At 71.6% G+C, this 25088-nt stretch carries 21 protein-coding genes; 10 read left to right on the top strand and 11 right to left on the bottom strand.

All coding sequences use genetic code 11. The annotated features are described in order from the left end of the window. Positions 1 to 156 precede the first annotated feature (156 nt). Positions 157 to 1437: an O-acetylhomoserine aminocarboxypropyltransferase gene (locus tag PGN25_18745; GenBank protein MEH3119558.1), complete on the top strand. Its 1281-nt coding sequence runs from the start codon at positions 157 to 159 to the stop codon at positions 1435 to 1437. Positions 1438 to 1441: 4 nt separating this feature from the next. Here the strand turns inward: PGN25_18745 and PGN25_18740 are convergent, their stop codons facing one another. The 3 genes from PGN25_18740 to PGN25_18730 all read right to left on the bottom strand — a co-directional run bounded on the left by PGN25_18740 (position 1442) and on the right by PGN25_18730 (position 4442). Then, on the bottom strand, positions 1442 to 2299 hold the full coding sequence (locus PGN25_18740; protein ID MEH3119557.1) for a formyltransferase family protein: 858 nt from the start codon (positions 2297 to 2299) through the stop codon (positions 1442 to 1444). Continuing rightward, positions 2299 to 3066: an SDR family NAD(P)-dependent oxidoreductase gene (locus tag PGN25_18735; protein ID MEH3119556.1), complete on the bottom strand. Its 768-nt coding sequence runs from the start codon at positions 3064 to 3066 to the stop codon at positions 2299 to 2301. Before PGN25_18735 ends, PGN25_18740 begins: the two co-directional genes overlap by 1 nt. A 68-nt stretch (positions 3067 to 3134) precedes the next feature. Further along, a complete protein-coding gene (locus PGN25_18730) occupies positions 3135 to 4442 on the bottom strand; it encodes a capsular biosynthesis protein (protein ID MEH3119555.1) in 1308 nt (435 codons plus the stop codon). Between the two features lie 333 nt (positions 4443 to 4775). Between PGN25_18730 and PGN25_18725 the strand changes: the two genes are divergently transcribed. From PGN25_18725 to PGN25_18710, 4 genes are all read left to right on the top strand, one after another. Continuing rightward, on the top strand, positions 4776 to 6713 hold the full coding sequence (locus PGN25_18725) for a capsular biosynthesis protein (GenBank protein ID MEH3119554.1): 1938 nt from the start codon (positions 4776 to 4778) through the stop codon (positions 6711 to 6713). Positions 6714 to 6720: 7 nt separating this feature from the next. Further along, positions 6721 to 8205 (top strand): LTA synthase family protein, encoded by a 1485-nt coding sequence (locus PGN25_18720; GenBank protein MEH3119553.1) that lies wholly within the window; start codon positions 6721 to 6723, stop codon positions 8203 to 8205. Between the two features lie 225 nt (positions 8206 to 8430). Continuing rightward, entirely contained in the window at positions 8431 to 9603 is a 1173-nt protein-coding gene (locus PGN25_18715) for a polysaccharide export protein (GenBank protein ID MEH3119552.1), read from the top strand. A 257-nt stretch (positions 9604 to 9860) separates the two neighbouring features. Then, positions 9861 to 10985 carry a branched-chain amino acid ABC transporter substrate-binding protein gene (locus PGN25_18710; protein MEH3119551.1) on the top strand — a complete coding sequence of 375 codons (1125 nt, stop codon included), beginning with the start codon at positions 9861 to 9863 and terminating at the stop codon, positions 10983 to 10985. A 7-nt stretch (positions 10986 to 10992) separates the two neighbouring features. Here PGN25_18710 and PGN25_18705 read toward each other — a convergent pair whose 3' ends face one another. Further along, positions 10993 to 11568, bottom strand: a complete 576-nt coding sequence (locus PGN25_18705; protein MEH3119550.1) for a protein-tyrosine-phosphatase — start codon at positions 11566 to 11568, stop codon at positions 10993 to 10995. A gap of 189 nt (positions 11569 to 11757) precedes the next feature. Here PGN25_18705 and dctP point away from each other — a divergent pair, with 189 nt between their 5' ends. Next, a complete protein-coding gene (dctP, locus tag PGN25_18700) occupies positions 11758 to 12855 on the top strand; it encodes a TRAP transporter substrate-binding protein DctP (GenBank protein ID MEH3119549.1) in 1098 nt (365 codons plus the stop codon). Positions 12856 to 13532: 677 nt separating this feature from the next. Here dctP and PGN25_18695 read toward each other — a convergent pair. Then, the gene (locus PGN25_18695; GenBank protein ID MEH3119548.1) at positions 13533 to 13781 is read right to left on the bottom strand and encodes a hypothetical protein; all 249 of its coding nucleotides are present in this window, start codon (positions 13779 to 13781) and stop codon (positions 13533 to 13535) included. A gap of 3 nt (positions 13782 to 13784) precedes the next feature. Here PGN25_18695 and PGN25_18690 point away from each other — a divergent pair, with 3 nt between their 5' ends. After that, positions 13785 to 14120 (top strand): hypothetical protein, encoded by a 336-nt coding sequence (locus PGN25_18690; GenBank protein ID MEH3119547.1) that lies wholly within the window; start codon positions 13785 to 13787, stop codon positions 14118 to 14120. A gap of 266 nt (positions 14121 to 14386) precedes the next feature. Here the strand turns inward: PGN25_18690 and mtgA are convergent, their stop codons facing one another. After that, positions 14387 to 15145, bottom strand: coding sequence for a monofunctional biosynthetic peptidoglycan transglycosylase (gene mtgA / locus PGN25_18685; GenBank protein ID MEH3119546.1), 759 nt, complete (start codon positions 15143 to 15145; stop codon positions 14387 to 14389). Between the two features lie 36 nt (positions 15146 to 15181). Here mtgA and PGN25_18680 point away from each other — a divergent pair, with 36 nt between their 5' ends. After that, the gene (locus tag PGN25_18680; GenBank protein MEH3119545.1) at positions 15182 to 16144 is read left to right on the top strand and encodes a polyprenyl synthetase family protein; all 963 of its coding nucleotides are present in this window, start codon (positions 15182 to 15184) and stop codon (positions 16142 to 16144) included. 219 nt (positions 16145 to 16363) lie between these two features. Here PGN25_18680 and PGN25_18675 read toward each other — a convergent pair whose 3' ends face one another. The 3 genes from PGN25_18675 to PGN25_18665 form a co-directional block, all read right to left on the bottom strand. After that, positions 16364 to 16819, bottom strand: coding sequence for a DCC1-like thiol-disulfide oxidoreductase family protein (locus PGN25_18675; GenBank protein ID MEH3119544.1), 456 nt, complete (start codon positions 16817 to 16819; stop codon positions 16364 to 16366). After that, positions 16816 to 18504 (bottom strand): thiamine pyrophosphate-binding protein, encoded by a 1689-nt coding sequence (locus tag PGN25_18670; GenBank protein ID MEH3119543.1) that lies wholly within the window; start codon positions 18502 to 18504, stop codon positions 16816 to 16818. Before PGN25_18670 ends, PGN25_18675 begins: the two co-directional genes overlap by 4 nt. Positions 18505 to 18614: 110 nt before the next feature. Further along, positions 18615 to 20171, bottom strand: coding sequence for a hypothetical protein (locus tag PGN25_18665; protein MEH3119542.1), 1557 nt, complete (start codon positions 20169 to 20171; stop codon positions 18615 to 18617). Between the two features lie 180 nt (positions 20172 to 20351). Here PGN25_18665 and PGN25_18660 point away from each other — a divergent pair, with 180 nt between their 5' ends. Both PGN25_18660 and leuB read left to right on the top strand, forming a co-directional pair. Continuing rightward, the gene (locus PGN25_18660; GenBank protein MEH3119541.1) at positions 20352 to 20663 is read left to right on the top strand and encodes a hypothetical protein; all 312 of its coding nucleotides are present in this window, start codon (positions 20352 to 20354) and stop codon (positions 20661 to 20663) included. Positions 20664 to 20750: 87 nt separating this feature from the next. Further along, positions 20751 to 21860 carry a 3-isopropylmalate dehydrogenase gene (gene leuB, locus PGN25_18655; protein ID MEH3119540.1) on the top strand — a complete coding sequence of 370 codons (1110 nt, stop codon included), beginning with the start codon at positions 20751 to 20753 and terminating at the stop codon, positions 21858 to 21860. A 120-nt stretch (positions 21861 to 21980) separates the two neighbouring features. Here leuB and zwf read toward each other — a convergent pair whose 3' ends face one another. Both zwf and PGN25_18645 read right to left on the bottom strand, forming a co-directional pair. Further along, on the bottom strand, positions 21981 to 23489 hold the full coding sequence (gene zwf, locus PGN25_18650; protein ID MEH3119539.1) for a glucose-6-phosphate dehydrogenase: 1509 nt from the start codon (positions 23487 to 23489) through the stop codon (positions 21981 to 21983). Between the two features lie 96 nt (positions 23490 to 23585). Then, entirely contained in the window at positions 23586 to 25079 is a 1494-nt protein-coding gene (locus PGN25_18645; protein ID MEH3119538.1) for an efflux transporter outer membrane subunit, read from the bottom strand. Between the last annotated feature and the right edge of the window lie 9 nt (positions 25080 to 25088).

Below are 25088 nucleotides of genomic sequence, written 5' to 3'. Positions count from 1 at the left end.
GCCCGATCGTTACCCCCGGCGCACCCCCTCCGATCGATGGTCCCCGATGATGCAGGGCCGCCGTCTTTGGCCGCTGGTCGAGATTGCATTCGGCAGCGGCGCTTGCACCGCCGAAGACGGCGGGCGTAAACGACGGGCCTTGAGGAGTTTTGCGCGATGACCGACCGCCAGCCCGGCTTCAACACCCTCGCGATCCACGCCGGCGCGACCCCCGACCCCGCCACGGGCGCGCGGGCGACGCCGATCTACCAGACGACGAGCTTCGTCTTCGACGACGTGGACCACGCCGCCTCGCTGTTCGGGCTGCAGGCGTTCGGCAACATCTACACCCGCATCACCAACCCGACCAACGCGGTGCTCGAGGAGCGCATCGCCGCGCTCGAAGGCGGCACCGCCGCGCTCGCCGTCGCCTCGGGCCACGCCGCCGAGTTCCTGACCCTGCACGCGCTGATGCAGCCGGGCGACGAGTTCGTGGCGGCGAACAAGCTCTACGGCGGCTCGATCAACCAGTTCAACCACGCCTACAAGAACTTCGGCTGGCAGGTGGTCTGGGCCGATACCGACGATCCCGAATCGTTCGAGCGCGCGATCACCCCGCGCACCAAGGCGATTTTCTGCGAGTCCATCGCCAATCCGGGCGGCGTGATCACCGACATCGCCGCCCTCAGCGCGATCGCCAAGCGCCACAACATCCCGCTCATCGTCGACAACACGATGGCGACGCCGTACCTGATCAAGCCGTTCGAGCACGGGGCCGACATCGTCGTCCACTCGGCCACGAAGTTCCTCGGCGGCCACGGCAATTCCATCGGCGGCCTGATCGTCGACGGCGGCACCTTCCAATGGCAGGGCGACGCACGCTACCCGATGCTGTCGCAGCCGCGGCCGGAATATGCCGGCATGGTGCTGGCCGAGACCTTCGGCAATTTCGGCTTCGCCATCGCCGTGCGCGTGCTTTCCTTGCGCGATCTCGGGCCGGCGCTCTCGCCGTTCAACGCCTTCCTGATCCTCAACGGCATCGAGACCCTGCCGCTGCGCATGCAGCGCCACTCGGACAACGCGCTGACGATCGCGCGCTTCCTGAAGGACCACCCGCACGTCGAGTGGGTGAGCTATCCGGGCCTGGAGAGCGACCGCTACCACGCGCTGGCGCAGCGCTACACGCCCAAGGGCGCGGGCGCCGTCTTCACCTTCGGCCTCAAGGGCGGCTACGAGGCCGGCGTGACGCTCGTCTCGAACCTCCAGCTCTTCAGCCACCTCGCCAATATCGGCGACACCCGCTCGCTGGTGATCCATCCGGCCTCGACCACGCACCGCCAGCTCACCGACGCGCAGAAGCGGGCGGCGGGCGCCGGCCCCGAGACCGTGCGCCTCTCGATCGGCATCGAGGACCCGCAGGATCTCATCGACGATCTCGACGCCGCCTTGAGGGCCTGACGCGTCAGGCCTTGCGGGAGAGCGTCAGCGCGTCCCGCAGGTCTCGGGCGTCGGTGAGCCGCAACCCTTCCCGGCGCATCCGGGCCAGCAGCCCCCGGTCAGGGAAGCCGCGATAGGGCAGCACCGGCACGGTTCGACCCGCGGGGATCATGCCCTCGGCAGCGATGTCGCCGAGCACCCGCTCCACGAGCCCTCGGCCGTGCTCGTGCAGTCGCACGGCGGCGCGGGTCGCCGTCGTGTCCCTGGGCAGGGCCACCGCCTCCTGCGCCAGGATCGCGCCCGCATCGATGGCGGGAGCGAGGCGGTGAACGGTGACGCCGAACTCGGCCCCCCCGTCGGCAAGGGCATGGATCGTCGGCACCGGGCCGCGGTGGCGCGGCAACAGGCTCGGATGGAGGTTGATCCCGCCGAGTCGCGCCCGTCCGAGCGTCGCTTCGGAAAAGATCTGGTCGAAATGAAAGGCGACGATCAGGTCCGGCGCCTGTGCCGCGAAGGCCCGCGCCACCGCTTCGCCGTTCACGTCATCGACGCGCAGCACGGGGATGCCGAGCCGTCGGCAAAGCGCGGCGAGCGGTGTCGCCTCGGGCGTGTCCGCACTGTCGGCGAGGCGCTGCGTCAGGGGGGCCAGGGGGCGCAGCAGATCCGGCAGGCCGAAATTGACGCCGAGATAGGGCAGGAAGCCGGGGCCCGAGCGGGCGAGATGGCGCCGCACCTGACCGGTCAGGCCGCCGGTCGCGGGCCGCTCGGCGTTGGAGAGGCCGACGAAGGCGATGGTGTCGGCGTGATCCGCCACGAAGCGGCGCACCGCGCGGGCGTTCGGCAGCGCCTCCAGCGCGAAGAGTGCCATTCGGATCGGAGGCATCAGCGCCGCTTCCGGTTGCGGAAACGGAAGCCGTGCAGGCCGGCGCCGCGGACCCATTCGGGCACCAGCAGCGCGCCGCGGGCGATCGCGGCCAGAAGGGCGGGAAAGGCGATCACGTCGCGATCCCGTTCGAGGCCGCGGGCGATGCGGGCAGCGGCCTCGTCCGCGCCGATCTCCAGGGGGCGCCAGCCCTTGATGACGCCGCCCATCGGCGTCTTCACGTAGCCCGGCGTGACCACGCTGAGGCGCACGCCGAGGGGCTTGAGCTTCTGGCGCAGCGCGAGACCGTGGGCGAGGAGCGCCGCCTTCGCGCCGCTATAGGCCGGCGCGTCCGGCAGGGGCGCGTAGGCCGCCAGCGAGGAGAGCAGCGCGATCTGGCCCCGGCCGCGCCCGCTCATCAGGGTCACGCAGGGCAGCATCACGTTGAGGGCGCCGGTGAGGTTGATGTCGGCGGTCTCGAAGGCGGTCGCCTCGGCCTCCAGGCCGCCGGAAGGATGGCCGCCGTTGACCGCCGCGTTGACGATCACGAGGTCGAGGGGCGTCTGCCCGTCGATCTCGCGAATCCAGGCGCCGACCGCCTCGCGCTCGCGCACGTCGATCAGGCGCGTGCGCACCTCGGCACCGAGCGCGCGACAGTCTCCGGCGACCGCTTCGAGGCGCTCCCGGTCGCGCCCCGTCAGGACGAGGCTGTCCGCTCGCCCGGCATACAACCGTGCGAGGGCCGCGCCGATACCGCTGGAGGCTCCGGTGATGAGGATGACGGACAAAGGCCTGGGTTCTTTCGAGGTCTGTCGCTCGGGCCCGTCGGCGAACGGCCGGTGCGGCCGGGCGGCGATCAGTAGGCGGGCGAGAGCCGGCCGCCGCGCCCGTCCTGCTCCAGGCCGTCCCGGGCCGCCGCGAGGGCGGCCGGCGGCAACGCCGCTTCGAGGCGCGGCACGGCGCCGGCCACGGCGCGCTCGATGGCCGGGCGGGAGAAGTAGCCGCCGTTGATCTGGGTCCGGTGCAGTACGACCCGGGCGAAATCGCCCATCAGCTCCATGTCCGGCCGCTGCGGATCGCGCCAGAAGGTGTCGATGTCGCCCTGATGGGTCAGGCCGGGCATGTTGTAGACGGCGGAACCGAAGGCCAGCGTCGGCCGGCCGCGCTCCAGGGCGAGCATCCCGACCGTGGAATTCACGAGCACCACGCCGCGGCTGCCGTCGATGAGCTTCGGCAGATCGCCGCCGTCGATGAAGTCGAGGCGGTCGTTGCAGCCGTGGCGTTTGGCCGATTGGCGGGCGCGCTTGCGCCAGTTCATGATGCCGCTGTCGAGCGGGTGCAGCTTCACCAGCAGCCGCGTCGGCGCCTGCGAGTGCCGGGCGAACGAGGCGATCACCCGGTCCATGAAGCCCTCGACGCCGAGGAACGGCGAGTGGACACGGATCTGGTAGTCGCTGTCGAGCTGGAGCGGCAGCAGGAAGTAGTCGGCGTTGATCGCCTCGTAGATCTCGTTGACCCGCGCCGCCTCCCGGCGGGTGCGGCGGCGGCGGACGAACTTCTTGATCCAGCCGCCGTACTCCGCCGCGATGTGATTCGGCCGGTGGGTGCGGAAGCCCGGATAGAGGTACGGGAAGCCGATGTTGGCGATGTTGGAGCCGATATCCCACAGGCTGCGCCGGGCCATGTCGCCGGTGAGCGGCATCGCGCGCCCCGGCTGCGGCAGCTTGCGGGCGATCGCCCGGATCTCCTCCGCGCGCTTGGGCAGGGTCGAGTTGCCGTTCACGCCGCCGGCCTCGCAGGTGATCCAGTAGGGCCGGACATAGCCCTCCTCGAACACGTGGATGCGCACGCCCATCGGCCGGGCGACCAGCACCGCCGCCTGATGATAGGGACGGCAATCGCCGAACAGCACGATGTCGGTGACCGCGTGCTCGCGGATATAGGCTTCGAGATAGGCGTCCCAATCGTCGCGCCGGCCGCGATAGTGGTCGGCCGGCAGGCGCCAGAACAGCCAGTCGCCGGCCGAGAAGTTGATGCGCCGGACCCCGTGGCCGCGCTCGCGCAAGGCCTGGCCCAGAACGGAGAAGAACGGGGAGGCGATCCCCTGCAGGAACAGGAACGTGGCGGCGTGACTGCCTACGGCATCGGCACGAGGCTGCGACATTCCCGGGCGCTCAATCCCTGCTCGTGAAACGATGCGTGCCACGGCGTCGTCTGCGACGCCTGTCACGACGGGCCCGCGAACGACAACCGCTGCGCGAGCCAAATGAAGAAACTCGCCACCTCCGTTGCCGATGCGTCACGCAAGACCTGCGACGATCGGTCGGTGCACGTCTCGCGCCAGATTGCGGCTCCGGTGTGTCCGAGCCATCGTCATCCCCCGGAAAACGACGTTCCGCTCGTGGCGCCCGGCGATCGGCCGAACGTGAAGATTTTGGCTCCTGCCCGGACGAAGCTGGGCCACCGCCGAGGCTTGGGCTATGGAGCGGGCCTCGCCATGATCGACCTGCGCCACATCGAGCCGCCAGAGGCCACCGGGCTGCCCCGCTCCTTCCTGCCGCTCGGCAGGACGGTGCGATGCGTGCAGGCACAGATCGAGGCGGCCACCGGCACGGCCCTCACCTTCCGTTTCCCCGGCCCTCCGGCGGTCTGGTCTCCCGCCGCGGTCGGGGACGGCAGGGCGGTCTTGCGCGTGGCGCCGGGACCGCTGCTCAGCCCCTACGATTCGCCGCGGACCGGCCTTTCGAGCCTGAGGCTGACCTATGCCGGCCGCCCGGTCGGCGGCGAGCCGCCCACGCCGGACCTCGGCGACCTGCTGCGCGTGCGCCGCCTCGCCGGCTTCAACCGCTTCGCCTCGGCGGATGCCGCCTTCGCCGGGGGAACACGGCCCGCCCTGGCGCTGATCGACCCCCGGCTCGCCGCCTCGCGCCCGGCGGTGCGGGCCTTCCTGACGCGGCTTCTGGCCGCCGATCCCGCGGCGCGCTTCGTCGCCGCCGGCCCCGACGGCTGCCCGCAGGAGGCCGTGCCGAGCGATCCGCGGCTGACCGCGATCGCGGCGCCCGCCGATCCCTGGCGGCTGTTTCCGCTCGCCTCCCGCATCTTCGTGGCACGGTGGGAGGCGGGCTGCGAAGCCGCGCTCGCCGGCTTCGAGACCCACTGCCCCGATCCTGCCGCGGGGCCGCGCCCGGCGGACGAGGCCGCGTTCCTCGCCCTGCGCTACGGCGCGGGCGTGCACGGCTTCGACCCCTGGACGCGCCGGCCGATCCCGCTGGCGGAGGCGGCCGAGCGGGTGGGGTGGCTGCGCGACCGCTTCCTCGGCAACGACCGCCGCGTCGTCCTCGTCGGCGTCTCGGGCTGGAAGCGGGCGGCGCTCGACGTGTTCGCCACGGGGCCGGCGGGACCGCCTCTCCACACCATGACGGCGGACGAGGCAGTGGCCTTGGCGCGAACCCATGGCGGCCGGGTCCAGGCCTGGGCGACCCGCTGCCCGGAGCGGCTTCCCGGCCTGTGCGAGGCGGCGCGAATCCCCTTCGCGCGGGTCGAGGACGGATTCCTGCGCTCGGTCGGGCTCGGGGCGAGCCTGCGGCCGGGCGCCTCGATCGTCGTGGACGATCTCGGCATCTACTACGACCCGCGGGTCGAGAGCCGGCTGGCCCGCATCCTGAAGGAGACCGATTTTCCGCCGGGGCCGATCGCCCGCGCCGCCGCCTTGCGCGAAGCGATCGTGGCGCGGCGCCTGAGCAAGTACAATGTCGGCCTCGACGGCGGCGGCGAGGATTGGCCGACCGACCGGCCGATCGTGCTGGTGCCGGGGCAGGTCGAGGACGACGCCTCCGTCCTCACCGGTTCGCCGCAGGTGCGCGGCAACCTCGCGCTGCTGCGCGCGGCGCGGCGCCGCAACTCGGACGCCTTCCTGCTCTACAAGCCGCATCCCGACGTGGAGGCGGGTTTCCGGCCCGGCGCGATTCCCCAGGACGAGGTGCGGCGGCTCGCCGACCGCGTGGTCGGCGGCCTCTCCATCGTCGACCTGCTCGACCGCTGCCACCATGTCGAGACCATGACCTCGCTCGCCGGGTTCGAGGCGCTGATCCGCGGCCTGACGGTCGCGGTCCACGGCCGTCCCTTCTACGCCGGCTGGGGGCTGACCGAGGATCTGGCGCCTGGGGCCGACCGCGGCCGGACGCTCTCCCTCGACGCGCTGGTGGCCGGGGCGCTGATCCTCTACCCGCTCTATCTCGATCCGGTGGCGATGAAGCCCTGCACCCCGGAGCGACTGCTCGACCGGCTCAGCGAGGCGCGCGCCGCCGCACCCCCCTCGCGGCTCGCCCTCGGCGCGGCCCGCCACACGGCGATGCGGCTGCGCTACGCCCTCGTCAATCCGATCCTGCGCCGGCTGCGCGCCCGGCGCGGCGTGCGCAGCGGCCCGGAACGCTGAGGCAGGGATGGGTCCGGCGATCGATCTGGTTCCCCTCGCGGTCGCGCTCGCGGGCTCGTTCGCCATCGAGGCGGCGGCCTCGCCGCGTCGCCCGAGCCTGCGGCCCGGGGATCTCGCGATCCGGGCGCTGGGCTACGCGCTGATCACGCTGTTCTGGTTCCAGTTCTCCTGGCGGCCCTGGCTCGCCGCCTGCTCCTGTCTGCTGACGCTGGCCATTCTCTCGGTCGTCGACCGGCTGAAGCGCACGGTGATCGGCGAACCGATGGTGTTCAGCGACTTCGCCCTGCTCGCCCAGGTGCCGCGCCACCCGGAACTGTACTACACCCTGCCGCTCACCGACCCGCGGATGGGAGGCCCGCTCCTGCTCGGCGTCGCCGGCGTCGTCGCCTGGTATCGGCTCGAACCCGCGGCGCTGCCGGAGGGAACGGCCGCATCCCTCCTCGCGATGCTCGGCCTGCCGGCGGCGCTGGCGAGCCTCGCCCTCGCCGCCCTGACGCCCCCGGGCCGCGCCTGGCTGCGCCGGCGGCTTCCGCGGCCCGACCTCGACCGCGACGTGGCGCGCTTCGGCCTCGTCGCGAGCCTGATGGGATACGCCCTGCGCCGCCGCGGGGAGGCCCGGACGCCACCGGCCTTCGGGGCGCTGCCGGCGGAGGCGGGCGCGGCTCCCGAGGACGAGGTGGTCGTCGTGGTCCAGCTCGAATCCTTCCTCGATCCGGCCCGCCTCGGCGGCCCGGACCTGCCGCTGATGGCGCGAATTCGGGCGCAGGCGGCGCAATACGGCCGCCTCGCGGTGCCGGCGCACGGCGCCTACACCATGCGCACCGAACACGCCGTCCTGACCGGCTGCGAGCCCGAGGCGCTCGGCTTCGGCCGGTTCGACCCCTACCTCGCCCGCAAGGGCGAGGAGCCGACGAGCCTCGCCCGGCTCGCCCGCGCGGCCGGGTTCGAGACGGTGTTCGTCCATCCCTTCCATCGCGACTTCTTCGACCGCGCGCGGGTGTTCCGGCGCCTCGGCTTCGAGCGCCTCGTGATGGAAGAGGATTTCGCCGATGCGCCCCGGGTCGGCCCCTATATCGGCGACGTGGCGGTCGCCGAGCGCATCCTGGCGGAAGCGGCGCCGGAGCGGGGGCGTACCTTCGTGTTCTCCGTCACCATGGAGAACCACGGCCCGTGGAAGGCCGGGCGGCTCGCCGGCCTCGACGCGCCGCTGGCGCAGTATCTCCACCACGTCGCCCATACCGGCCAAGCGGTCGAGCGGCTGATCGACGGGCTCGCCGGACGGCGGGCGACGCTGTGCGTGTTCGGCGATCACGCCCCCTCGCTGCCGGGCTTGCGCCCGACGGAGACGGGCCCGCTCGCGACCGACTACGCGCTGTTCCGCTTCGGCCGGGGCGATGTTCCCCCGCCCGCCCGGATCGATCTCGCCGCGGCCGGGCTCGGCCGTGTCCTGAGGAAGGCCGTGTTGCCGAATCGATCAGGATTAGGGGGATAAGCGTGGCCGTGCCACGGTGGTGACGCATTGCTGCGTGAGCCATCGCCGGCCGTCGGCGCAGCGTGACGCGCCGTTCGAGAGTCGGGCCGGGGCGAAGGTTTTGGGGCGAAGGTTTTGGAGCAAGTGTTTCGGGGCAGGCGTTCAATGGTTCGCAGTGATTGCGCTGCTATCGGGACGGGGACGGGCGCGACCGAACGGTCCGCCTCGACCCGGAGGGAGACTCCCATGAAGCGCGCGGCGGCGCTCGCGATCCTCGGCGCCTCGCTCGCCGTGTCGGGCTGCTCGATCCTGCCGGCTTCGGGCCCGACCACCTCGGCGATCGAGAGCGGGGCCGACGTCGCCACCGCCGAGGGCCTGTTCGCGCGCTACGAGATCATCGACGTCACCCCCGCCATCGTCGAGTCCCTGCGCACCCGCCCCCTCGACAGCCTCCTCGTCACCTTCGGCGACAACCGCCCGGCGCTCGAACCCGTGATCGGCGTCGGCGATTACGTGGCGGTGCAGGTCTGGGAGGCCGGTTCCGGCGGCCTGTTCTCCGGCCCGCTGGTGGCCGACCGCTTCTCCGCCGGCTCCAAGTCCGCCCTCATCCCCGAGCAGGTGGTCGGGCCGGACGGCGCGATCTCCGTGCCCTATGCCGGCCGCATCAAGGTCGCCGGCCGCCGCACCCAGGACGTCCAGGCGCTGATCGAGGCCGACCTCGCCGGCAAGGCGATCCAGCCGCAGGTGCTCGTCTCCGTCACCAAGCCGGTCTCGCAGTCGGTCTCGGTCACCGGCGAAGGCGCCATGGGCATGCGCGTGCCGCTCTCGGGCCGCGGCGACCGCCTGCTCGACGTGATCGCGCTGGCCGGCGGCGTGCGCACGCCGGTGGCCGAGACCTTCGTGCGGCTCTCGCGCGGCAACCGCACCGTCACGGTGCCGATGAGCACCGTGGTCGCCAACCCGCGCGAGAACATCTTCGTGCGGCCGAGCGACACGCTGACGCTGGTGCGCGACCCGCAGACCTTCCTGTCGGTGGGCGCGCTCGGCAGCACCACCGAGGTGCCGTTCTCCGCCGACGGCCTGACGCTGTCGCAGGCGCTGGCCCGCGCCGCGGGCCTGCGCGAGACCCAGGCCGATCCGGCCGGCGTGTTCCTCTTCCGCTACGAGCCGTCGGCGGTGGTGCGGCGGCTGCGCCCGAACTCGCCGCTGCTGGCCGCGCCCCAGGTGCCGGTGGTCTACCGGGTCAACCTGCGCGACGCGCAGGGGCTGTTCCTGACCCAGAGCTTCCGCATGCGCAACCGCGACCTCGTCTACGTGTCGAGCTCGCCGTTCGCCGAACTCGGCAAGGTGCTCGGCGTGTTCTCGACCGTGGCCGCCCCGATCGGCGCCGGCGCCTCCATCTACACCGTCACGAAATAGGATCATCGTCCCGCCCGTGGATTGGGGCGCAGGCGCCCGGCGCGCTCCGCTCCGCCCGCAAAAGTCTTTCCATTTCGTCGAGATCGCGACTTGCCAACGGCCGTGCCTGCGTCATTCCATGCATCGAACGCGATGCCGGACGCTCGGCCGTGCCGGGCCCGGAGAGCGGGACGGGACAGGACCGGCGTCCTGACGAACGACGAAGGTCCGGGCCGGCAGACCTTGGCAACGGGGCAGCGGGCTGGGAAAGAGGCGCCATGACCGTCCGACGCCCCCTCGCCCCCGGTTCGGCCTCCCTCGCGCTGCTGGCCGGGCTGATGCTCACGGCCGTGCCGGCCGCGGCGGAGGTCAGGGTCGGCGTGGCCGTGCCGCGCACCGGCCCCTACGTCACCGTCGGCGAACAGGTGCTGCGCGGGGTCGAGGCGGCGGCCGCGGACGCCAACGCCAAGGGCGGCATGAACGGCGAGACCGTGGTGCTCGACATGCAGGACGATTCCTGCGACTCGAACCAGGCCGTGGCCGTGGCCCATCACTACGTCCAGTCCGGCGTGCGGCTCGTGGTCGGCCATGTCTGCTCGAACGCCTCGCTCGCGGCGTCCGACGTCTACGCCGCCCATGGCATCGTGATGATCACCGCGGCCTCGGTCGCCGCCAAGCTGACCGACCGCGGCCTGCCGACGATCTTCCGGGTCTGCGGCCGGGACGACGATCAGGCCAAGCTGTCCGCCGCGATCCTCGCCGAGCGCTTTCGCGATCGGAAGATCGCCATCCTCAACGACCTCTCCCCGGCCTCGCGCACGCTGGCCGCGGCGACCAAGGACAACCTCAACCGCATCGGCGTGAACGAGGCCCTGTCCGCCGCCTTCCAGCCGAGCGACGCCGACGACGCGGCGCTGGCCGATCGGCTGAAGGGAGCCGGCATCGACGTCGTCTATTACGGCGGCGACGCGCAGGAGATGGGCCGCCTCGTGCGCATCGCGGCCGAGCGGGGCTTTCGCCCGCAATGGTTCGGCACCTCGGCCATCGCCACGCCGGACTTCGCCCGCATCGCCGGACCGGCGAGCAACGGCGTGCTGATGACCTTCTACCTCGATCCGAGCCGCAAGCCGGAAGCGCAGGGGGTCGTCGCCGCGTTCAAGGCGAAGGGGGTCGAGGCGGACGGCTCGATGATCTACGGCTACGCTGCGCTTCAGGCGCTGGTCGAGGCCGGCAACTTCGTCCACAGCACCGCACCGGCCGCCATCGCCAAGGCTCTGCATGGCGAGCGCTTCGATCTGGTGCTCGGCCCCGTCGGCTTCGACGCCAAGGGCGACATCACCGCCCAGGGCTACGTGCTCTACGTCTGGCGCGACGGCAACTTCACGCCGGCCAGATCGAACTGACCGCCCGTCAGCCGCGCAGGGCCGCGTCGACCTCCGCGCCGCGGCCGAGGTCGCGCATCACCTGATCGAGATGCGGGCGCTTGCGCAGTTGCAGGGCATGCAGGCGCCGCACCGCCTCGCCGAGGCTGCCCTTCCGGTCGAGCATCGCATCGGCGAAGGCGATCATCCGCGCATTCGGCCACGCCTTCTCACGCTGCTCGTGCAGGCGTGCGATCAGGGCCTCGGCCGGCGTCTCGGGCTCGGCCTGCGCGAACAGGGTCGCCAGCGCCGCAGTCGAGCGCGAGATGCCGACATGGCAATGGACGAGGATGTGGATCTCCCCGCCATCGGCGATCGCCTCGCGGCCGAAAGCCAGGATCTTCTCGATGTCCGCGCGCTCCGGCAGGACGATGCCGGGCGCCGGCTCGATGGCGTCGTGGAAGCGCAGGATGGTGCGCCGATGCGTCCCGTAGGCGGAAAACGCCTCCGGATCGGCCCGGTCGGGGTCGAGGATCGACAGGACGTGACTGACGCCGCGGGCCCGGTGTTCGACGAGCTCGTCGAGGCCGCAGACGGTGTGGAGGTTGAGCTTCCCGGTCTTCACGGGAAGGCTGCTACCACGCCCTGCCGCGGGAGGCGACGGCGGATCGCGCGCGGCACCCCGGTTTCCCGATGCCGCCCATCCCGTGTATGGCACGGGTCGCTCAAGCATCGTCCCGAACGGTGGTGACCGGCTTCTCGGGAGAAGACGATGTGCCAGCAGACGGCGATGTCGGGACGGGCCGGGAGATCCATGACGAACATCCTGCAGCGGCGGACCCTGCTCGCCGCCGGACTCGGCGCCGGCTTCGGCGCGGCCGGACCCGCCCGCGCGCAGCAGGCCGCTCCCGAGGTGCGCTGGCGCCTGTCCTCGGCCTATGCGCACAGTCTCGACATCCTGTTCGGCGCCGCCGAGAGCCTCGCCAAAGCGGTGGCCGAGGCGACCGACGGGCGCTTCCAGATCCAGGTCTCCGCCGCGGGCGAGGCGCTTCCCGCCGACGGGCTGCTCGATGCGATCGGCGGCGGCAGGATCGAGATGGGCCACGCCCCGGCGAGCTTCGGCATGGGCAGGAACCCGGCCTTCGCGCTGGCCACCGCCATGCCCTTCGGCCTCAATGCCCGCGGACAGAACGCGTGGTGGCTTCAGGGCGGTGCGGCGGAACTGTTCGCCGAAATCTTTTCGAAGAACGGGGTCGTCGCCCTGCCCGGCGGCAATACCGGCGCGCAGATGGGCGGCTGGTATCGCAAGGAGATCAAGGCGGTGGCCGATCTCCAGGGGCTCAAGCTGCGCATCGGCGGGCTCGGCGCCACCGTGCTGGCCAAGCTCGGCGCCTCGGTCCAGTCGACGCCGGGGCCGGAGATCTACGCCGCGCTGGAGAGCAAGGCGCTGGACGGCGCCGAATGGATCGGCCCGCACGACGACGAGCGGCTCGGCCTCCAGAAGGTGGCGCCGATCTATCACTATCCCGGTTTCTGGGAGGGCGGCGCGCTGCTGCATTTCTGGATCAACGCCGAGGCCTGGAAGGGCCTGCCCAAGACCTACCGCGCCATTCTCCAGGCCGCCGCCGCCCAGGTGAATGCCGAGGTCCAGGCCCGCTACGACGCGCGCAACCCGCAGGCCCTGCGCCGGCTCGTCTCCAGCGGCGCGCAGCTCCGCCCCTTCCCGCAGGACGTGATGGAGGCGGCACTGAAGGCCGCCAACGAGGTCTACGCCGACCTCTCGGCCAGGAACCCGGACTTCAAGCGCATCTACGAGGCGATGAAGGCCTTCCGGAACGAGGCGTATCTCTGGTTCCAGGTGGCCGAATACACCTACGACAACTTCATGATCCGCGCCCGCGCCCGCGGTTGACCCACGGCGCCGAGCAAAAAAAAGCCGCCCGTGAGAGCGGCCCGAAGTCTAGGGAGGAAACGCCCAAGGAGGGCAGCGGGAAACGGACGCCGTCCGCGATCCCGCAATGCACAAAATGATCCGACGGCAGGTTTTTTCAAGGCGGTTGGCCGGCAATCGTTCCTTTTCCGGGTGTGGCTGCGCACATCGCCCCCGGCATGTATCCGAAATGCCGCATCCGCTTTCAGGGCGCTGTCATCGATCTTCACCGCCACAACATCGATCGATTGCGGCCTCCAAACCGACTGCGTTGCCCCTATCGCCCTGAATTGTCTCGTGATTTCCCTCCTCGCGCGGACGCCGCCGCCCGTGGCGGCCGAGGCGACCCGTGAACGGGCGCGCAACCTTCGCCGGGCTGACGCCTTCGCTGCCGCGAAGGGCCTCGGGCCCGAGGCCACCCGAGCCCGCCTCGAATCGTCACGCCATATGCCGGTGGGACCGATTCGATCGCTGACGCCGCGGTGAGCCGCGTCGAGGGCGCATGACGGCATGGCCATCCGACCGGCCCGCATCCGGCTTTTGAACGACGCGCCTCCACGGGACGGCGTCGCCTCCGTGACGAAGTCCGGAGCCGGGATCATGACGGTCCAGCGCCAGCAGTCCTTCCCACGCCGGGCGAAACTGGCGGGATCGTCGGATCACCAGAGCGCTTCCAGCGACGGCCCCACGTAGTCGCGTCCGAGCGCCTTGGTGGCGAACTTCATCGCGTAGCTCGCACCGTACAGCCAAGCGACGATCATCCGGTAGGCGCCGGCCGTTTTGGGAGCGCCTTCGCCATTTATCTTGACGAAGGTCAACGGTGGAGCCAGAGTTTCTGAAAAAGTGGCGGCCGAGACGCGATTTATTTCCCTATACCGCTTTCTCAGATCAATCTTGGTTATGGACATGCGATGATCGTTTTCGATAAAATTTTTCGTCTCAGCCCCTCGATCCGCTACGTCTCGATCTACGCCGGGGCGGAACTGGAGACGATGCAGAGAGACGGCCTGTCCAACGCATCCTCGTCCGAGTCCGACAGGTACGAGGAGCTTTTCATCAATCCCGTTCTGTTGAAATTGGCGAAACAGCGGGGAAATGTCGATTGCGGCGGCGCGCGCTATGTAATCGTCGGATATGGCCACTTCCATCAGCTCGTGATCGACAGGCCGAACGGCCACGTTTCTGTCTGCTTCGATCTCGACGAAAGTCCCCTTCCCTACGTCGACAGAATCCTCTCGCTTCTCTGATCTTTCGGGCAAACATCCGGCGCCGCTTCCCGCCTGCACGGTCTCGTGCAAACTCTATCTCCGGATCGGCTACGCGGAGACTCACCGGGAGGAGAGGGGCTTGCGTCGCGTCTACATGACAAGGCGCTGGACTGATCGCCGGCCATCCGATTCGGTCCGCTCCCGTTCCTGCTGGCGAAAGCGGACGATCGCGGGCGAGACCGGCGATCGTCGCGGTCCCGGAAGAGGCGTCCGCATCGTTCGACCCTCTTTCACCGGCAGGGCCGCTACCGCCTCACACACCCCATCAGCCCGTCGACCTGCCCCATCCGGCCCTGGATTCGCGCCGCGATGGCCCGCACCCCGCGCGACGGCTTGCCGGCGCTGCGCAGGATCGGGTTCGGCAGCACCGCGGCCAGCAGGGCGGCCTCGTTGCGGGTGAGGTCGCGGGCGCTCTTGCGGAACCAGCGGCGGGCAGCCGCCTCGGCCCCGAAGATCCCCTCCCCCCACTCGGCGACGTTGAGGTAGATCTCCAGGGTGCGGCGCTTGCCCCAGACCGCATCGGCGAGCACCGCGAGCGGGATCTCCAGACCTTTTCGGATGTAGGAGCGGCCCGGCCAGAGGAAGACGTTCTTCACCGTCTGCATGGTGATGGTCGAGGCGCCGCGGCTCGGGCCCTCCTCGTCGTCCACCACGTCGCGCAGCGCCCCCCAATCGACGCCGCTGTGCAGGCAGAAGCGCTGGTCCTCCGAGGCCATCACCGCCTGGACCAGGGCCGGCGCGATCGCCTCCAGCGGGACGCTCTCCCGCTGCGCGCCCTGGAGCGTCAACCAACGGCCGAGCATCAGGGTTGAGGGCGGGGTCGCCACGCGATAGACGAGCGCCAACGTGAGCGTGAGCGCGAGTACCGCGATGGGAGCAAGGGTGATCAGGGTGGCGGCCCGCCGCAGCCCGCTCCCGCGCCTCGGCGCGCGTGCCCGCGCGGGAGACATCCTCCGCAGATCGCGCCCGCGCCCACCGGCTTCGCTGTCCTCCGGCACCGCCACGTCGCGTCCGCCCCTCCCCGATCCAGGCCCGTTCCGATGACCTCAACGCAGGCTCCTCACCCTTCGGTCAAGGCGGATGCCTATACGGGTGACTTTACCCACAGGCTCGCTCGGGTCGCCGACACCGTCGAGACCTTCCTCGTCGATCGGCTCGGGCCGGACTTGCAGCCCGGCGAGATCGCCCGGCCGCCGCGGCTGATGGAGGCGATGCGCCACGCGGTGCTCGGCGGCGGCAAGCGGCTGCGGCCGTTTCTCGCCATCGAGACGGCGCGGATGCTCGGCGGCCGCGAGGCGGCCGCGCTGGCGGCCGGTGCGGGCGTGGAGCTCGTGCACTGCTACAGCCTCGTCCACGACGACCTGCCGGCGATGGACGACGACGACCTGCGCCGCGGCAAGCCGACCGTCCACAAGGCCTACGACGAGGCCACCGCGATCCTCGTCGGCGACGCCCTCCAGACCCTCGCCTTCGAGGTCACCGCCGACCCGCGCTGGCAGCCCGATCCGGCGATCCGCGCCGAGCTGGTGCTCGGCCTCGCCCGGGCCTCGGGCCTCGGCGGCATGGTCGGCGGCCAGCTCCTCGACCTCTCGGCCGAGGGACGCTTCGGCCCGGCGAGCATGGACATCGACGACACCCTGCGGATGCAGGCGATGAAGACCGGGGCGATCCTCGCCTTCTCCGTCGAGGCCGGCGCGCTGGTCGGCGGCGCGGGCGCGGACGAGCGGGCCGCGCTGCTGCGCTACGGCAAGGCGCTGGGTCAGGCCTTCCAGGTCGCCGACGACATCCTCGACCGGGAGGCCTCGCCCGAGGCGATGGGCAAGGCCACCGGCAAGGACAAGGACGCGGGCAAGGCGACCCTAGTCGACCGCCTCGGCCTCGACGGCGCGCGCGCCGAGTGCGACCGGCTGGTCGCCCTGTGCGAGGAGGCGGTCGCCCCCTGGGGCGAGCGGGCGCGGGTGCTCCGGGACGCCGCCCGCTTCACGGTCGCCCGCAAGGCCTGATTCTCTCTCCGAACCCGTCCAACTGCAAACCTTCCATACGCCGCCCTCATCCTGAGGTGGCCGCGCCAACGGCCCTCGAAGGATCCTCACGATCCCGCGCGCGAGCCCTGGGACACCCTTCGAGGCCGCCGCTTCGCTCCGGCACCTCAGGATGAGGAAGCGAATGGGATGGGGCTCCCGATCGACCGCCGAGGCTACGGCGGCCAGCCGCAGCGACGCTCAATTCGACCGAGGCGGCAGATCGGCCGGCCGCACGCCGTGGAAGCGGTGCCGCTGATCCGGCGGCACCCGGGCGCAGTCCTCGCGGCGGCCGAACCAGCGGTAGCGGTGCCGCGCCATGAGGCCGTAGGCGCGGTCCCGCAGCGGCTTGGGAACGACCCCGAGGACCCTGAGCCAGCGCCAGGGTGCCCGGAGATGCCGCGCCACACCGAGGGCGGCATCCGAGCCCGTCAACGCCCGCCCATCCGCGACGAGCAGGAAGGTGCCGTTCAGGTCCTCCGCCGTGAAGCCGTGCGCCCCGGCGAGGTCGAGCCCCTCCCGCGACCACGCGCCCATGAAATGCAGGCGGTCGTCGCGCTCGTGCGCGAGCACGAAGCGCACCGACCCGGCGCAGAGCACGCAAGCGGTGTCGAAGACGAGGGTCGGCGGCATCGGCCGCGGGGCCAAGGTCGTCACGCCGCGCTGACGACCACTTCCACGAGGTTCGGCCGCCCCGAACGGATGCCCGCTTCGACCGCCCCGGCGACGTCCGCGGCCCGTTCGACGCGCCGGGCGGGCACGCCCATGGAGGCGGCCAATGCCAGGAAGTCGATGCGCGGCTCGGTGAGGTCCATGGCGATGAAGCGGTTCGCCCGCACCGAGGCGTAGTGCGTCTGCGATTTCATGAACTGCTTGAGGATGTTGTACTCGGCGTTGTTGATCACCACGAAGGTCACCGGCAACCGCTCGTGCGCCGCGGTCCACAGCGCCTGGGGCGAGTACATCGCCGCGCCGTCGCCGACGATGCAGACCACGGGCGACCGGTCGAGTCCGAGGGAGAAGCCGACCGAGGCCGGCATGCCCCAGCCCAGCACCCCGCCGCGGATCGAGGCGTACTGGCGCGTCCAGGTGCTGTGCAGGATGGTGCGCAGATGGCCCAGCGTCGCGGGCGCCTCGTCGACGATGGCGACATCGGAGCCGACCGCGCGGGCGATCTCGCGGGCGGCGACGAGGGGATGGATCACCGGATCGGCGAAGGCGGCGTCGGCCCTGGCCTCCAGGGCGGCCCGGCGCGCATCGTAGGCCTCCACCGCCGCGCCCCGCAGGGAGGCATAGGCCTCGGCGCGGGGAGCGGCCCTCGTTTCGAGCAGCGGCAGCAGCGCGTCGAGGGAGGCGCGGACGTTGCCGACCGTGGAGAGCTGCGTCGCGTAGGTGCGGCCGAGGTCGCGCGCATCCGCCGAGAGCTGGAACACCGCCGTCCCCGGCGGGACGGCCGAGCCCTCGGTGTAGAGCACCGTGATGAGCGACTTGCCGCCGAGCGCGAACACCGCGTCGTAGCGGCCCAGGATCTCGGCGATGGCGCTCGCCTTGGTCGGCAGGTTGCCCATCCAGAGCGGGTGCGCGGTCGGGAACGGAATGTGCGCCGGCCAGGACGAGCCGTAGACCGGCGCCGCCAGGAGGTCGGCGAGCCGCACCGCCTGGGCCGAGGCGTCGCTGGCATCGACCTCGTCGCCGGCGATCAGGGCGAGGCGCCCCGGCGCGATGCCCGCGAGGTGGTCCGCCAGCCGGTCGAGGGAGCCGGCCACGGCGTGGTGGTCGATGGTCGAGATCTCGCCCAATGGCGCGTCGGTCGTGGCCTCCATCACGTCCATCGGCAGGGACAGGAAGACCGGGCCGGACGGCGCCGCGGCGCAGTCGTGGAAGGCGCGGCGCAGCAGGATCGGAAGCTGGTCGGCATGGGTCACCTCGCGGGCCCATTTCACGGTCGGGCCCGCGATGGTGGTCAGGTCGCCGAACAGCAGCGGGTCGGTGATGACGTGCCGCGAATCCTGCTGGCCCGCCGTCACCACCAGCGGCGTGCCGGAGATCTGGGCGTTGAGCAGGTTGCCCATGCCGTGGCCGAGCCCGCCGGCGGTGTGCAGGTTGAGGAAGCCCGGCCGGCGCGCCCCTTGCGCGTAGCCGTCGGCCATGGCGACCGCGCTCGCCTCCTGCAACGCCAGCACGTAGGCGATGTCGGGCGCGTCCGTCAGCGCGTCGATCAGCGGCAGCTCGGTCGTGCCGGGATTGCCGAAGACGTAAGCCACGCCTTCCGAGCGCAGCACCTCGACCAGCACGTCGGCGCCCCGGCGCTCGGCCAGGGATTCGAGTTTCGCGACCGTCATATGCTTTTGCCCTCCTGTCGATCCGCAAGGCCCCTATCGTCTCGAACGGTCCGCCCGCCCCGCCTCGTCCGCCGACCCCCTCCGTCATGTGGAACGATCACCGGACATGCCTACGGCTCGGCCCGCGGCCGCACGCTCCAAGTCGTCCAGAACACCGGCCGGCCGTAGAGGGAGGAGGCGTCGCCGCCGTCGATCCGCGGCGCCCGGCGGTCGAGCCAGGTCAGGAAGCCGCCCTTGTCGGGGTAGATCGCGGGCGCGTCGAGATTGCCGTAGCGGTCGGTCATCCAGCCGAAGCCCTCGCGGGCGAAGCGCCCCAGGGCGTCGCCGCCGGAGCGCAGGCCGAGATAGGCGCCCGAATGCCCCGCCGCGACGGGCTCGGCATAGAGGGTCAGGGCGCCGATGCTGCCGGGCGAGAGGTCGGCGGTGTAGTGCAGGCAGAGGTCGGCGACGGGGCCGCCCGCGGCGTTGACCGGCCGCGAGCAGGAATAGGCCACGGCCCAGCGCTCCATGCCCCGCGCCTTGGCGACGCGGATCTCGGTCTCGGCCGGCAGGCCCTCGATCAGCGTGACCGGGGCCGACCACGTGCGCTCGGCGAGCGGGTCGCGGCTCGTGCGCAGGTAGAGCCCCATCCGCCGCTTCGCCCGCGGCGCCCCGCAATCGGCGGGCAGCACGTCGGTGTAGAAGTAGTGGTAGACCCGGTCGACCACGCTGATCGAACCGGTCAGGCCGCGCACCTCGAAGCCCGGCGCGGCACAGTTGCCGACGATCGGCCGGCCCATCTCGTCGAGCACCCGCGCGGGTGCGGGCGGCGCCGCGTTGCGTGGGCGCCCGCGCCGCCGGTCTTCCGGCGCCTGCGGGCCGAACGGCTTCCACGCGGTGCCGGGATCGGCCGCGACGCGCAGGTCGAGACCCTGGAAGTCGTAGGTCCGCGCCTGCACCAGCACGCGGCGGCGCCCCTCGGCCGCCGGCTCCGTCACCGTCGCGAGGATGGCGTAGTAGGGGTCGCCCGCCCAATCGCGACCCGCGACCATCATCGCGTTGCCCGACGCGTCGTCCTCCGGGACCGGCGCCTGGGCCCGGAAGGTCATCTCGGCTCCCTCGCCCGCCTCGCGGGCCGCACGGCGGACCTCGCGCCGCGCCTGCCGGCTCGTCCGGCTGCGGCGGCGCGGGCGCGAAGCCTCCGCCGACGCGCCGCCCCCGAGACTTTCGCTCCAGAACCGCGGGTCGGTCGGCGGCAGCGTCGCGGCCAGCGCCTCGACCTGCCGGCCGATCCGCACCGTCCCGCCCGCGCCCGGATCGGTGGCGCGCAGGTCGGCCGGGCAGGCGTCGTCGCCGCGTCGGCCGGACCGGCGCGGCGGCTCGGCCCGGTAGATCACCTGGAGCGGTCCCGGCGGGCCGGTATCCTTGAGGCGCAGGATCTGCACGTCGTGGACGTAGCGGCAGGGCGGGGGGACGGCGTAGACGCCCTCCGCCTCGTCCGCCGATCGGCAGATCTCCAGGGCGCCGCCGCCGGTGACGTAGCAGGCCGCGCTTCCGGTGCGGGCGGGAGCCGCGGACGGGCCCGGCGGCGTGGCAGGAAGCAGCCCGGCGGCCAGCCCGCCCAACGCCGCCGCGAAGGCGGGCCGGGCAACCCGGCGCCCCTGGGCGCGGGAGGGGAAGAGAGACATCCGATTCACGAGCCGATCTTAGAACATCGGCCCGATCGGAGGACACCGGCTCGGCCGCCGATGCACAGCCCCGTCGCGAGGATGGTGCCCGCGGGACGGAACGAAATCGGCCGGTGAAACGATTGGCTCACCATCCCGGGATTACCGTGGACCTTCGATCGATCGAGAGGGCATCCATCGATGAGCAGCGGTCTCTCAGCACCACCCGGCGGCCTGTCGGAGGTCTCGCGCCTCGCGACCCTGCTGGCCGACCAGGCGCTCGACGCGCAGATCATGAGCCGTCCGATCCCCGACGATCAGATCCAGGCCCTGCTCGACGCCGCCGTGCTGCTCGACGCGTACGGCCAGGAACTGCCCCCGCTGCTCGGGCAGATCGTGCACGAGATCGGCACCTCGGCCCCCGAGCGGGCCGGCCGCCGCCGGGACGAGGACGAGGTCGGACGCATGGCCTGGATGCTGAGGCCCTTCCGCTCCGCCAAGCGGGTGGGCTGACCGTTCGCCTTGCGGACTTGCGGCCGTCAGGCCGCGCCGATAGAGCCCCGGGCTCCGACACGACGCTCTCAGCCCGGAGCCAGCCCGATGACCACCTACAAGCTCCTGCTCCTGCCCGGCGACGGCATCGGCCCCGAGGTGATGGCCGAGGTCGAGAAGGTCGTCGGCTGGCTCAAGCGCGCCGGCCTCGCCGACTTCGAGACCGAGCGCGACCTCGTCGGCGGTTCGGCCATCGACGCGCACGGCAGGCCGCTCGCCGACGAGACGCTCGCCCGCGCCGACGCGGCGGACGCGATCCTGCTCGGCGCGGTCGGCGGTCCGAAGTGGAACGGCGTGTCCTACGACATCCGCCCCGAGGCCGGCCTGCTGCGCCTGCGCCGGGATCTGGGTCTCTTCGCCAACCTGCGCCCGGCGATCTGCTACCCGGCGCTCGCCGACGCCTCGGCCCTCAAGCGCGAGCTGGTCGAGGGCCTCGACATCATGATCGTGCGCGAGCTGACCGGCGGCGTCTATTTCGGCGAGCCGAAGGAGATCACCACGCTTGAGGACGGCTCGAAGCGGGCGGTCGACACCCAGGTCTACACCACCGCCGAGATCGAGCGGATCGCGCACGTGGCCTTCGACCTCGCCCGCAAGCGCTCGGGCCGGGTCGCCTCGGCCGAGAAGAACAACGTGATGAAGACCGGCGTCCTGTGGAAGGAGGTCGTCACCCGCGTCCATGCCGAGCACTATGCCCAGGTCGAACTGGAGCACGTGCTCGCCGACAACTGCGCCATGCAACTGGTGCGGCGTCCGAAGCAGTTCGACGTGCTGGTGACCGACAACCTGTTCGGCGACGTGCTCTCGGACGTGGCGGCGATGCTGACGGGCTCGCTCGGCATGCTGCCCTCCGCCTCGCTCGGCGCGACCGACGCGCGCGGCACCCGCAAGGCGCTCTACGAGCCGGTCCACGGTTCGGCGCCCGACATCGCCGGCAAGGGCTGCGCCAACCCGATCGCGATGGTCGGCTCGCTCGCCATGGGCCTGCGCTACTCCTTCGGGCTGGGCGAGGCCGCCGACCTCGTGGAGGGCGCGATCACCCGGGCGCTCGCCGCGGGCGCCCGGACCCGCGACATCGCCGGCGAGGGCCAAACCCCGATCGGCACCGCCGAGATGGGCGACGCCATCCTGCGCGAGCTGGAGGCGCAGGCGGGCTGAGGGCGTCGTCCGCTCTCCGTCATCGCGAGGCGAAGCCGAAGCGATCCAGGGCGCCGCCTCATCCGGAAAGGTCGCGCCGCTGGATCGCTTCGCTGACGCTCGCGATGACGGCGTGACCGCTCACCCCTCCCCCAGCGGCAGCCACGCCCGCCCATCCCGGGCGAGCAGATCGTCGGCCTCCTTCGGCCCCGGGCTGCCCGCCGCGTAGAACGAGACCGGTGCGTCCTTCCAGGCCCGGAGCAGCGGCTCGACCGCGGCCCAGCTCGCCTCGATGCTGTCGGCGCGCTGGAACAGCGTCGTGTCGCCGGTCATGCAATCGTAGAGCAGCGTCTCGTAGCCGACCGTCGGGGCCGGATCGAAGAAATCGCCGTAGCGGAAGCCGGTCTCGACCGGGGCGAGATGCATCTGCGGACCCGGCCGCTTCACGTTGATCCGGGTGGCCGAGCCGGGCTCGGGATCGATGCGCAGGCGCATGACGTTCCGGGCGAGGTCGCCGCCATCCGCCCCGCGGAACAGCGTGAAGGGCGCCGGCTTGAAGTGCACCGCGATCTCCGTGCGCCGCCCGGCCATCCGCTTGCCGGTGCGCAGGTAGAACGGCACGCCGCTCCAGCGCTCGTTCTCGATCTCGAGCTTGAGGGAGACATAGGTTTCGGTCCGCGAAGCCTCTGCCACGTCCGGCTCGTCACGGTAGGCCGGCACGTCCTTCCCGTCCGCGCGTCCCGCGGCGTACTGGCCGCGCACCGCGTTCTCGGGTGCGACAGGGCGGATCGCCTTGACCAGCTCGGTCTTGGCGTCGCGCACGGTCTCGGCGTCGAAGGCGGCCGGCGGCTCCATCGCCACCATGGTGAGAAGCTGGAACAGGTGGTTGGGCACCATGTCCCGTAGCGCTCCGGTCGGCTCGTAGAAGCGGCCGCGCTCCTCGACGCCGATCGTCTCGGCGGCGGTGACCTCGACGTGATCGACATGGTCGCGCCGCCAGATCGGCTCCAGCATCGCGTTGGCGAAGCGGATCGCCAAAAGGCTCTGGACCGTCTCCTTCCCGAGGAAATGGTCGATCCGGTAGAACTGGCTCTCGTCACCCTGCGCCAGGATCGTCCGGTTGAGGGCCCTGGCCGATTCGAGGTCCGAGCCGAACGGCTTCTCGATGACGACGCGGCGGAAGGCGTCGTCCTTCTCCTTGAGGAGACCCGCCTTGCCGAGCCCCTCCACCACGGGACCGAAGAAGCGGGCGGCGACCGCGAGATAGAACACGACGTTGCCGCTGACGCGGCCCGCGAGATCCTCGAAGGTGGACGCCTCGGAAAAGTCGCCCTGCATCACGTGCAGCCGGTCGCGGATGAAGCCCCAGGGCCGCGGATCGATCGTCTCGGCGTGGAATTCGGCGGACGGATCCTTGGTGAAGGAGTCCATCGTCTCGGTCAGGTCGTCGCGCCAGCCCTCGTCGGTCAGCGGGTTGTGGTCGACGCCGAGCACGGAGAAGCCCTCGGCCAGGAGCCCGCCGCCCGCGAGGTTGTAGAGGGCGGGCATCAGCAGTCGCTTGGTCAGGTCGCCGCCCGCGCCGAAGATCACCAGGGTGCAGGGCGGGGCCTGCGGCGTTTCGGGGGTGTCGTGGACAGGAGCGTCGGGCATGGGACATCCGGAGTTGCCGGCCGGCGATGGGCCGGCCGCTGGAATCCCGCTTTCAACAGAGCCGGACGGCCCATGTTCCGGCCGAGCCGTCCGGCCTCACTCGTCCGTGCGGACGGCCGAGCCGCCGTCGATCGGCAGGCGCGGCCCCTTCAGCTCCTCGCCGGTCGGCAGCGAGCGGGCATCCCAGCCGCCGCCGAGGGCCCGGATCAGCGCCACGGCGGTGGTGAAACGGTTCAGGCGGATCTGGAGCGCGGTGACCTCGTTGTTGATCTGCAAGGCCTGGGCGGTGACCACGGTGGTGTAGTTCTGCGTGCCGGCCCGATACTCGTTGAGCGCGATCTCGACGGCGCGGCGGGCCGAGGCCACCGCCTCGTCCTGCTTCGCCTGCTGCCGGGCGAGGATGCGCACGCCGGCCAGACCGTTCTCGACCTCGCCGAAGGCGGTGAGCACCGTCTGGCGATAGTTGGCGACGGCCGCCTCGTAGGCGGCGCGGGCCGCTTGCAGCACCGCCGCGCGGGCGCCGCCGTCGAAGAACACCTGAGAGCCGTTGGCGGCGATCGACCAGACGCGGTTGGCGGCCGAGAACACGCCGTTGCTGGTCGCGCCCGAGATGCCGCCCGAGGCCGAGAGCGTCACCGTCGGATAGAAGGCGGCCACCGCCACGCCGATCTGCTCGCTCTGCGCCTGAACCAGACGCTCGGACTGGGCGATGTCGGGGCGGCGCTCCAGCAGGTCGGAGGGGATGCCGACCGGCACCGCCGGGGACCGCACCGGCAGCGGCGAGAACGGCAGCTTGAACTCGGAGGGCGGGCGGCCGGTGAGGATCGCCACCGCGTGCTCGAAGGTCGCCCGCTGCAGATCGACGGCGATCAGGGAGGCCTGGGTGGTCTGGAGCTGCGTCTGCGCGGTGATGACGTCGGAGCGCGCCGCGACGCCGGCCGCGTACTGGTTCTCGGCGATCGCGAGGCTGCGCCTGAAGCCCTCGACGTTCTCCTCCAGCACCCGCTTCAGCGAATCCTGGTAGCGCAGTTGGAGATAGGCGGTCGCCAGTTCGGCCTGCACGCTGAGGCGCACCAGGGCGAGGTCGGCGGCGGAAGCCTGGGCGGAGGCCACGTCGCTCTCGATCTGGCGGCGGATGCCGCCGAACAGGTCGAGCTCCCAACTCGCCTGCCCCTGGAGCGAGACGGTGGTGCGCTCGACCCCCAGCGCCCGCGAGCGGGTGATGCCCGGCGCGCCGATCACCGTCGGGAACAGGGCGGCGCGGGCCTGCGCCACCAGGGCACGGGCCTGATCGTACACCGCGATCTGGGCACGGAGGTTCTGGTTGTCGACGTCGATGGAGCGGATCAGCCGGTCGAGGGTCGGATCGTTGAAGACCCGCCACCAGTCGCCGCGCTCGACCGCATCGTTGGGAACAGCCGGACGCCAGCCCTTCTGCGCCTGGACGTAGGCGAGGCTGTCCTCACGCATTCCGCCCTGCTTGAAGGCGAGCGGCGTCTCGACCGAGGGGCGCGAATAGTCGGGACCGACGAGGCAGCCGGAGGTGGACAGGCCCAGCGCCGCTGCCAAAGCGACTTTCAAGAATGTCACCGGTCTCTT

Origin of the sequence: Methylorubrum populi (assembly GCA_036946625.1) — a bacterium.
Classification (GTDB): domain Bacteria; phylum Pseudomonadota; class Alphaproteobacteria; order Rhizobiales; family Beijerinckiaceae; genus Methylobacterium; species Methylobacterium populi_C.
The sequence above is the reverse complement of the archived record's forward strand: the minus strand, read 5'-3'. Positions and strand labels throughout refer to the sequence as shown.

What these genes read in the sequence shown, in the direction of transcription:
- PGN25_18660 (MEH3119541.1), top strand. Translation starts at nt 20,352, where the DNA reads ATGAGCAGCGGTCTCTCAGCACCACCCGGCGGCCTGTCGGAGGTCTCG.
- PGN25_18665 (MEH3119542.1), bottom strand. Translation starts at nt 20,171, where the DNA reads ATGTCTCTCTTCCCCTCCCGCGCCCAGGGGCGCCGGGTTGCCCGGCCC.
- PGN25_18715 (MEH3119552.1), top strand. Translation starts at nt 8,431, where the DNA reads ATGAAGCGCGCGGCGGCGCTCGCGATCCTCGGCGCCTCGCTCGCCGTG.
- PGN25_18690 (MEH3119547.1), top strand. Translation starts at nt 13,785, where the DNA reads ATGATCGTTTTCGATAAAATTTTTCGTCTCAGCCCCTCGATCCGCTAC.
- PGN25_18710 (MEH3119551.1), top strand. Translation starts at nt 9,861, where the DNA reads ATGACCGTCCGACGCCCCCTCGCCCCCGGTTCGGCCTCCCTCGCGCTG.
- PGN25_18740 (MEH3119557.1), bottom strand. Translation starts at nt 2,299, where the DNA reads ATGCCTCCGATCCGAATGGCACTCTTCGCGCTGGAGGCGCTGCCGAAC.
- PGN25_18725 (MEH3119554.1), top strand. Translation starts at nt 4,776, where the DNA reads ATGATCGACCTGCGCCACATCGAGCCGCCAGAGGCCACCGGGCTGCCC.
- PGN25_18680 (MEH3119545.1), top strand. Translation starts at nt 15,182, where the DNA reads ATGACCTCAACGCAGGCTCCTCACCCTTCGGTCAAGGCGGATGCCTAT.
- PGN25_18695 (MEH3119548.1), bottom strand. Translation starts at nt 13,781, where the DNA reads ATGTCCATAACCAAGATTGATCTGAGAAAGCGGTATAGGGAAATAAAT.
- zwf (MEH3119539.1), bottom strand. Translation starts at nt 23,489, where the DNA reads ATGCCCGACGCTCCTGTCCACGACACCCCCGAAACGCCGCAGGCCCCG.
- PGN25_18745 (MEH3119558.1), top strand. Translation starts at nt 157, where the DNA reads ATGACCGACCGCCAGCCCGGCTTCAACACCCTCGCGATCCACGCCGGC.
- PGN25_18730 (MEH3119555.1), bottom strand. Translation starts at nt 4,442, where the DNA reads ATGTCGCAGCCTCGTGCCGATGCCGTAGGCAGTCACGCCGCCACGTTC.
- dctP (MEH3119549.1), top strand. Translation starts at nt 11,758, where the DNA reads ATGACGAACATCCTGCAGCGGCGGACCCTGCTCGCCGCCGGACTCGGC.
- PGN25_18720 (MEH3119553.1), top strand. Translation starts at nt 6,721, where the DNA reads ATGGGTCCGGCGATCGATCTGGTTCCCCTCGCGGTCGCGCTCGCGGGC.
- PGN25_18670 (MEH3119543.1), bottom strand. Translation starts at nt 18,504, where the DNA reads ATGACGGTCGCGAAACTCGAATCCCTGGCCGAGCGCCGGGGCGCCGAC.
- leuB (MEH3119540.1), top strand. Translation starts at nt 20,751, where the DNA reads ATGACCACCTACAAGCTCCTGCTCCTGCCCGGCGACGGCATCGGCCCC.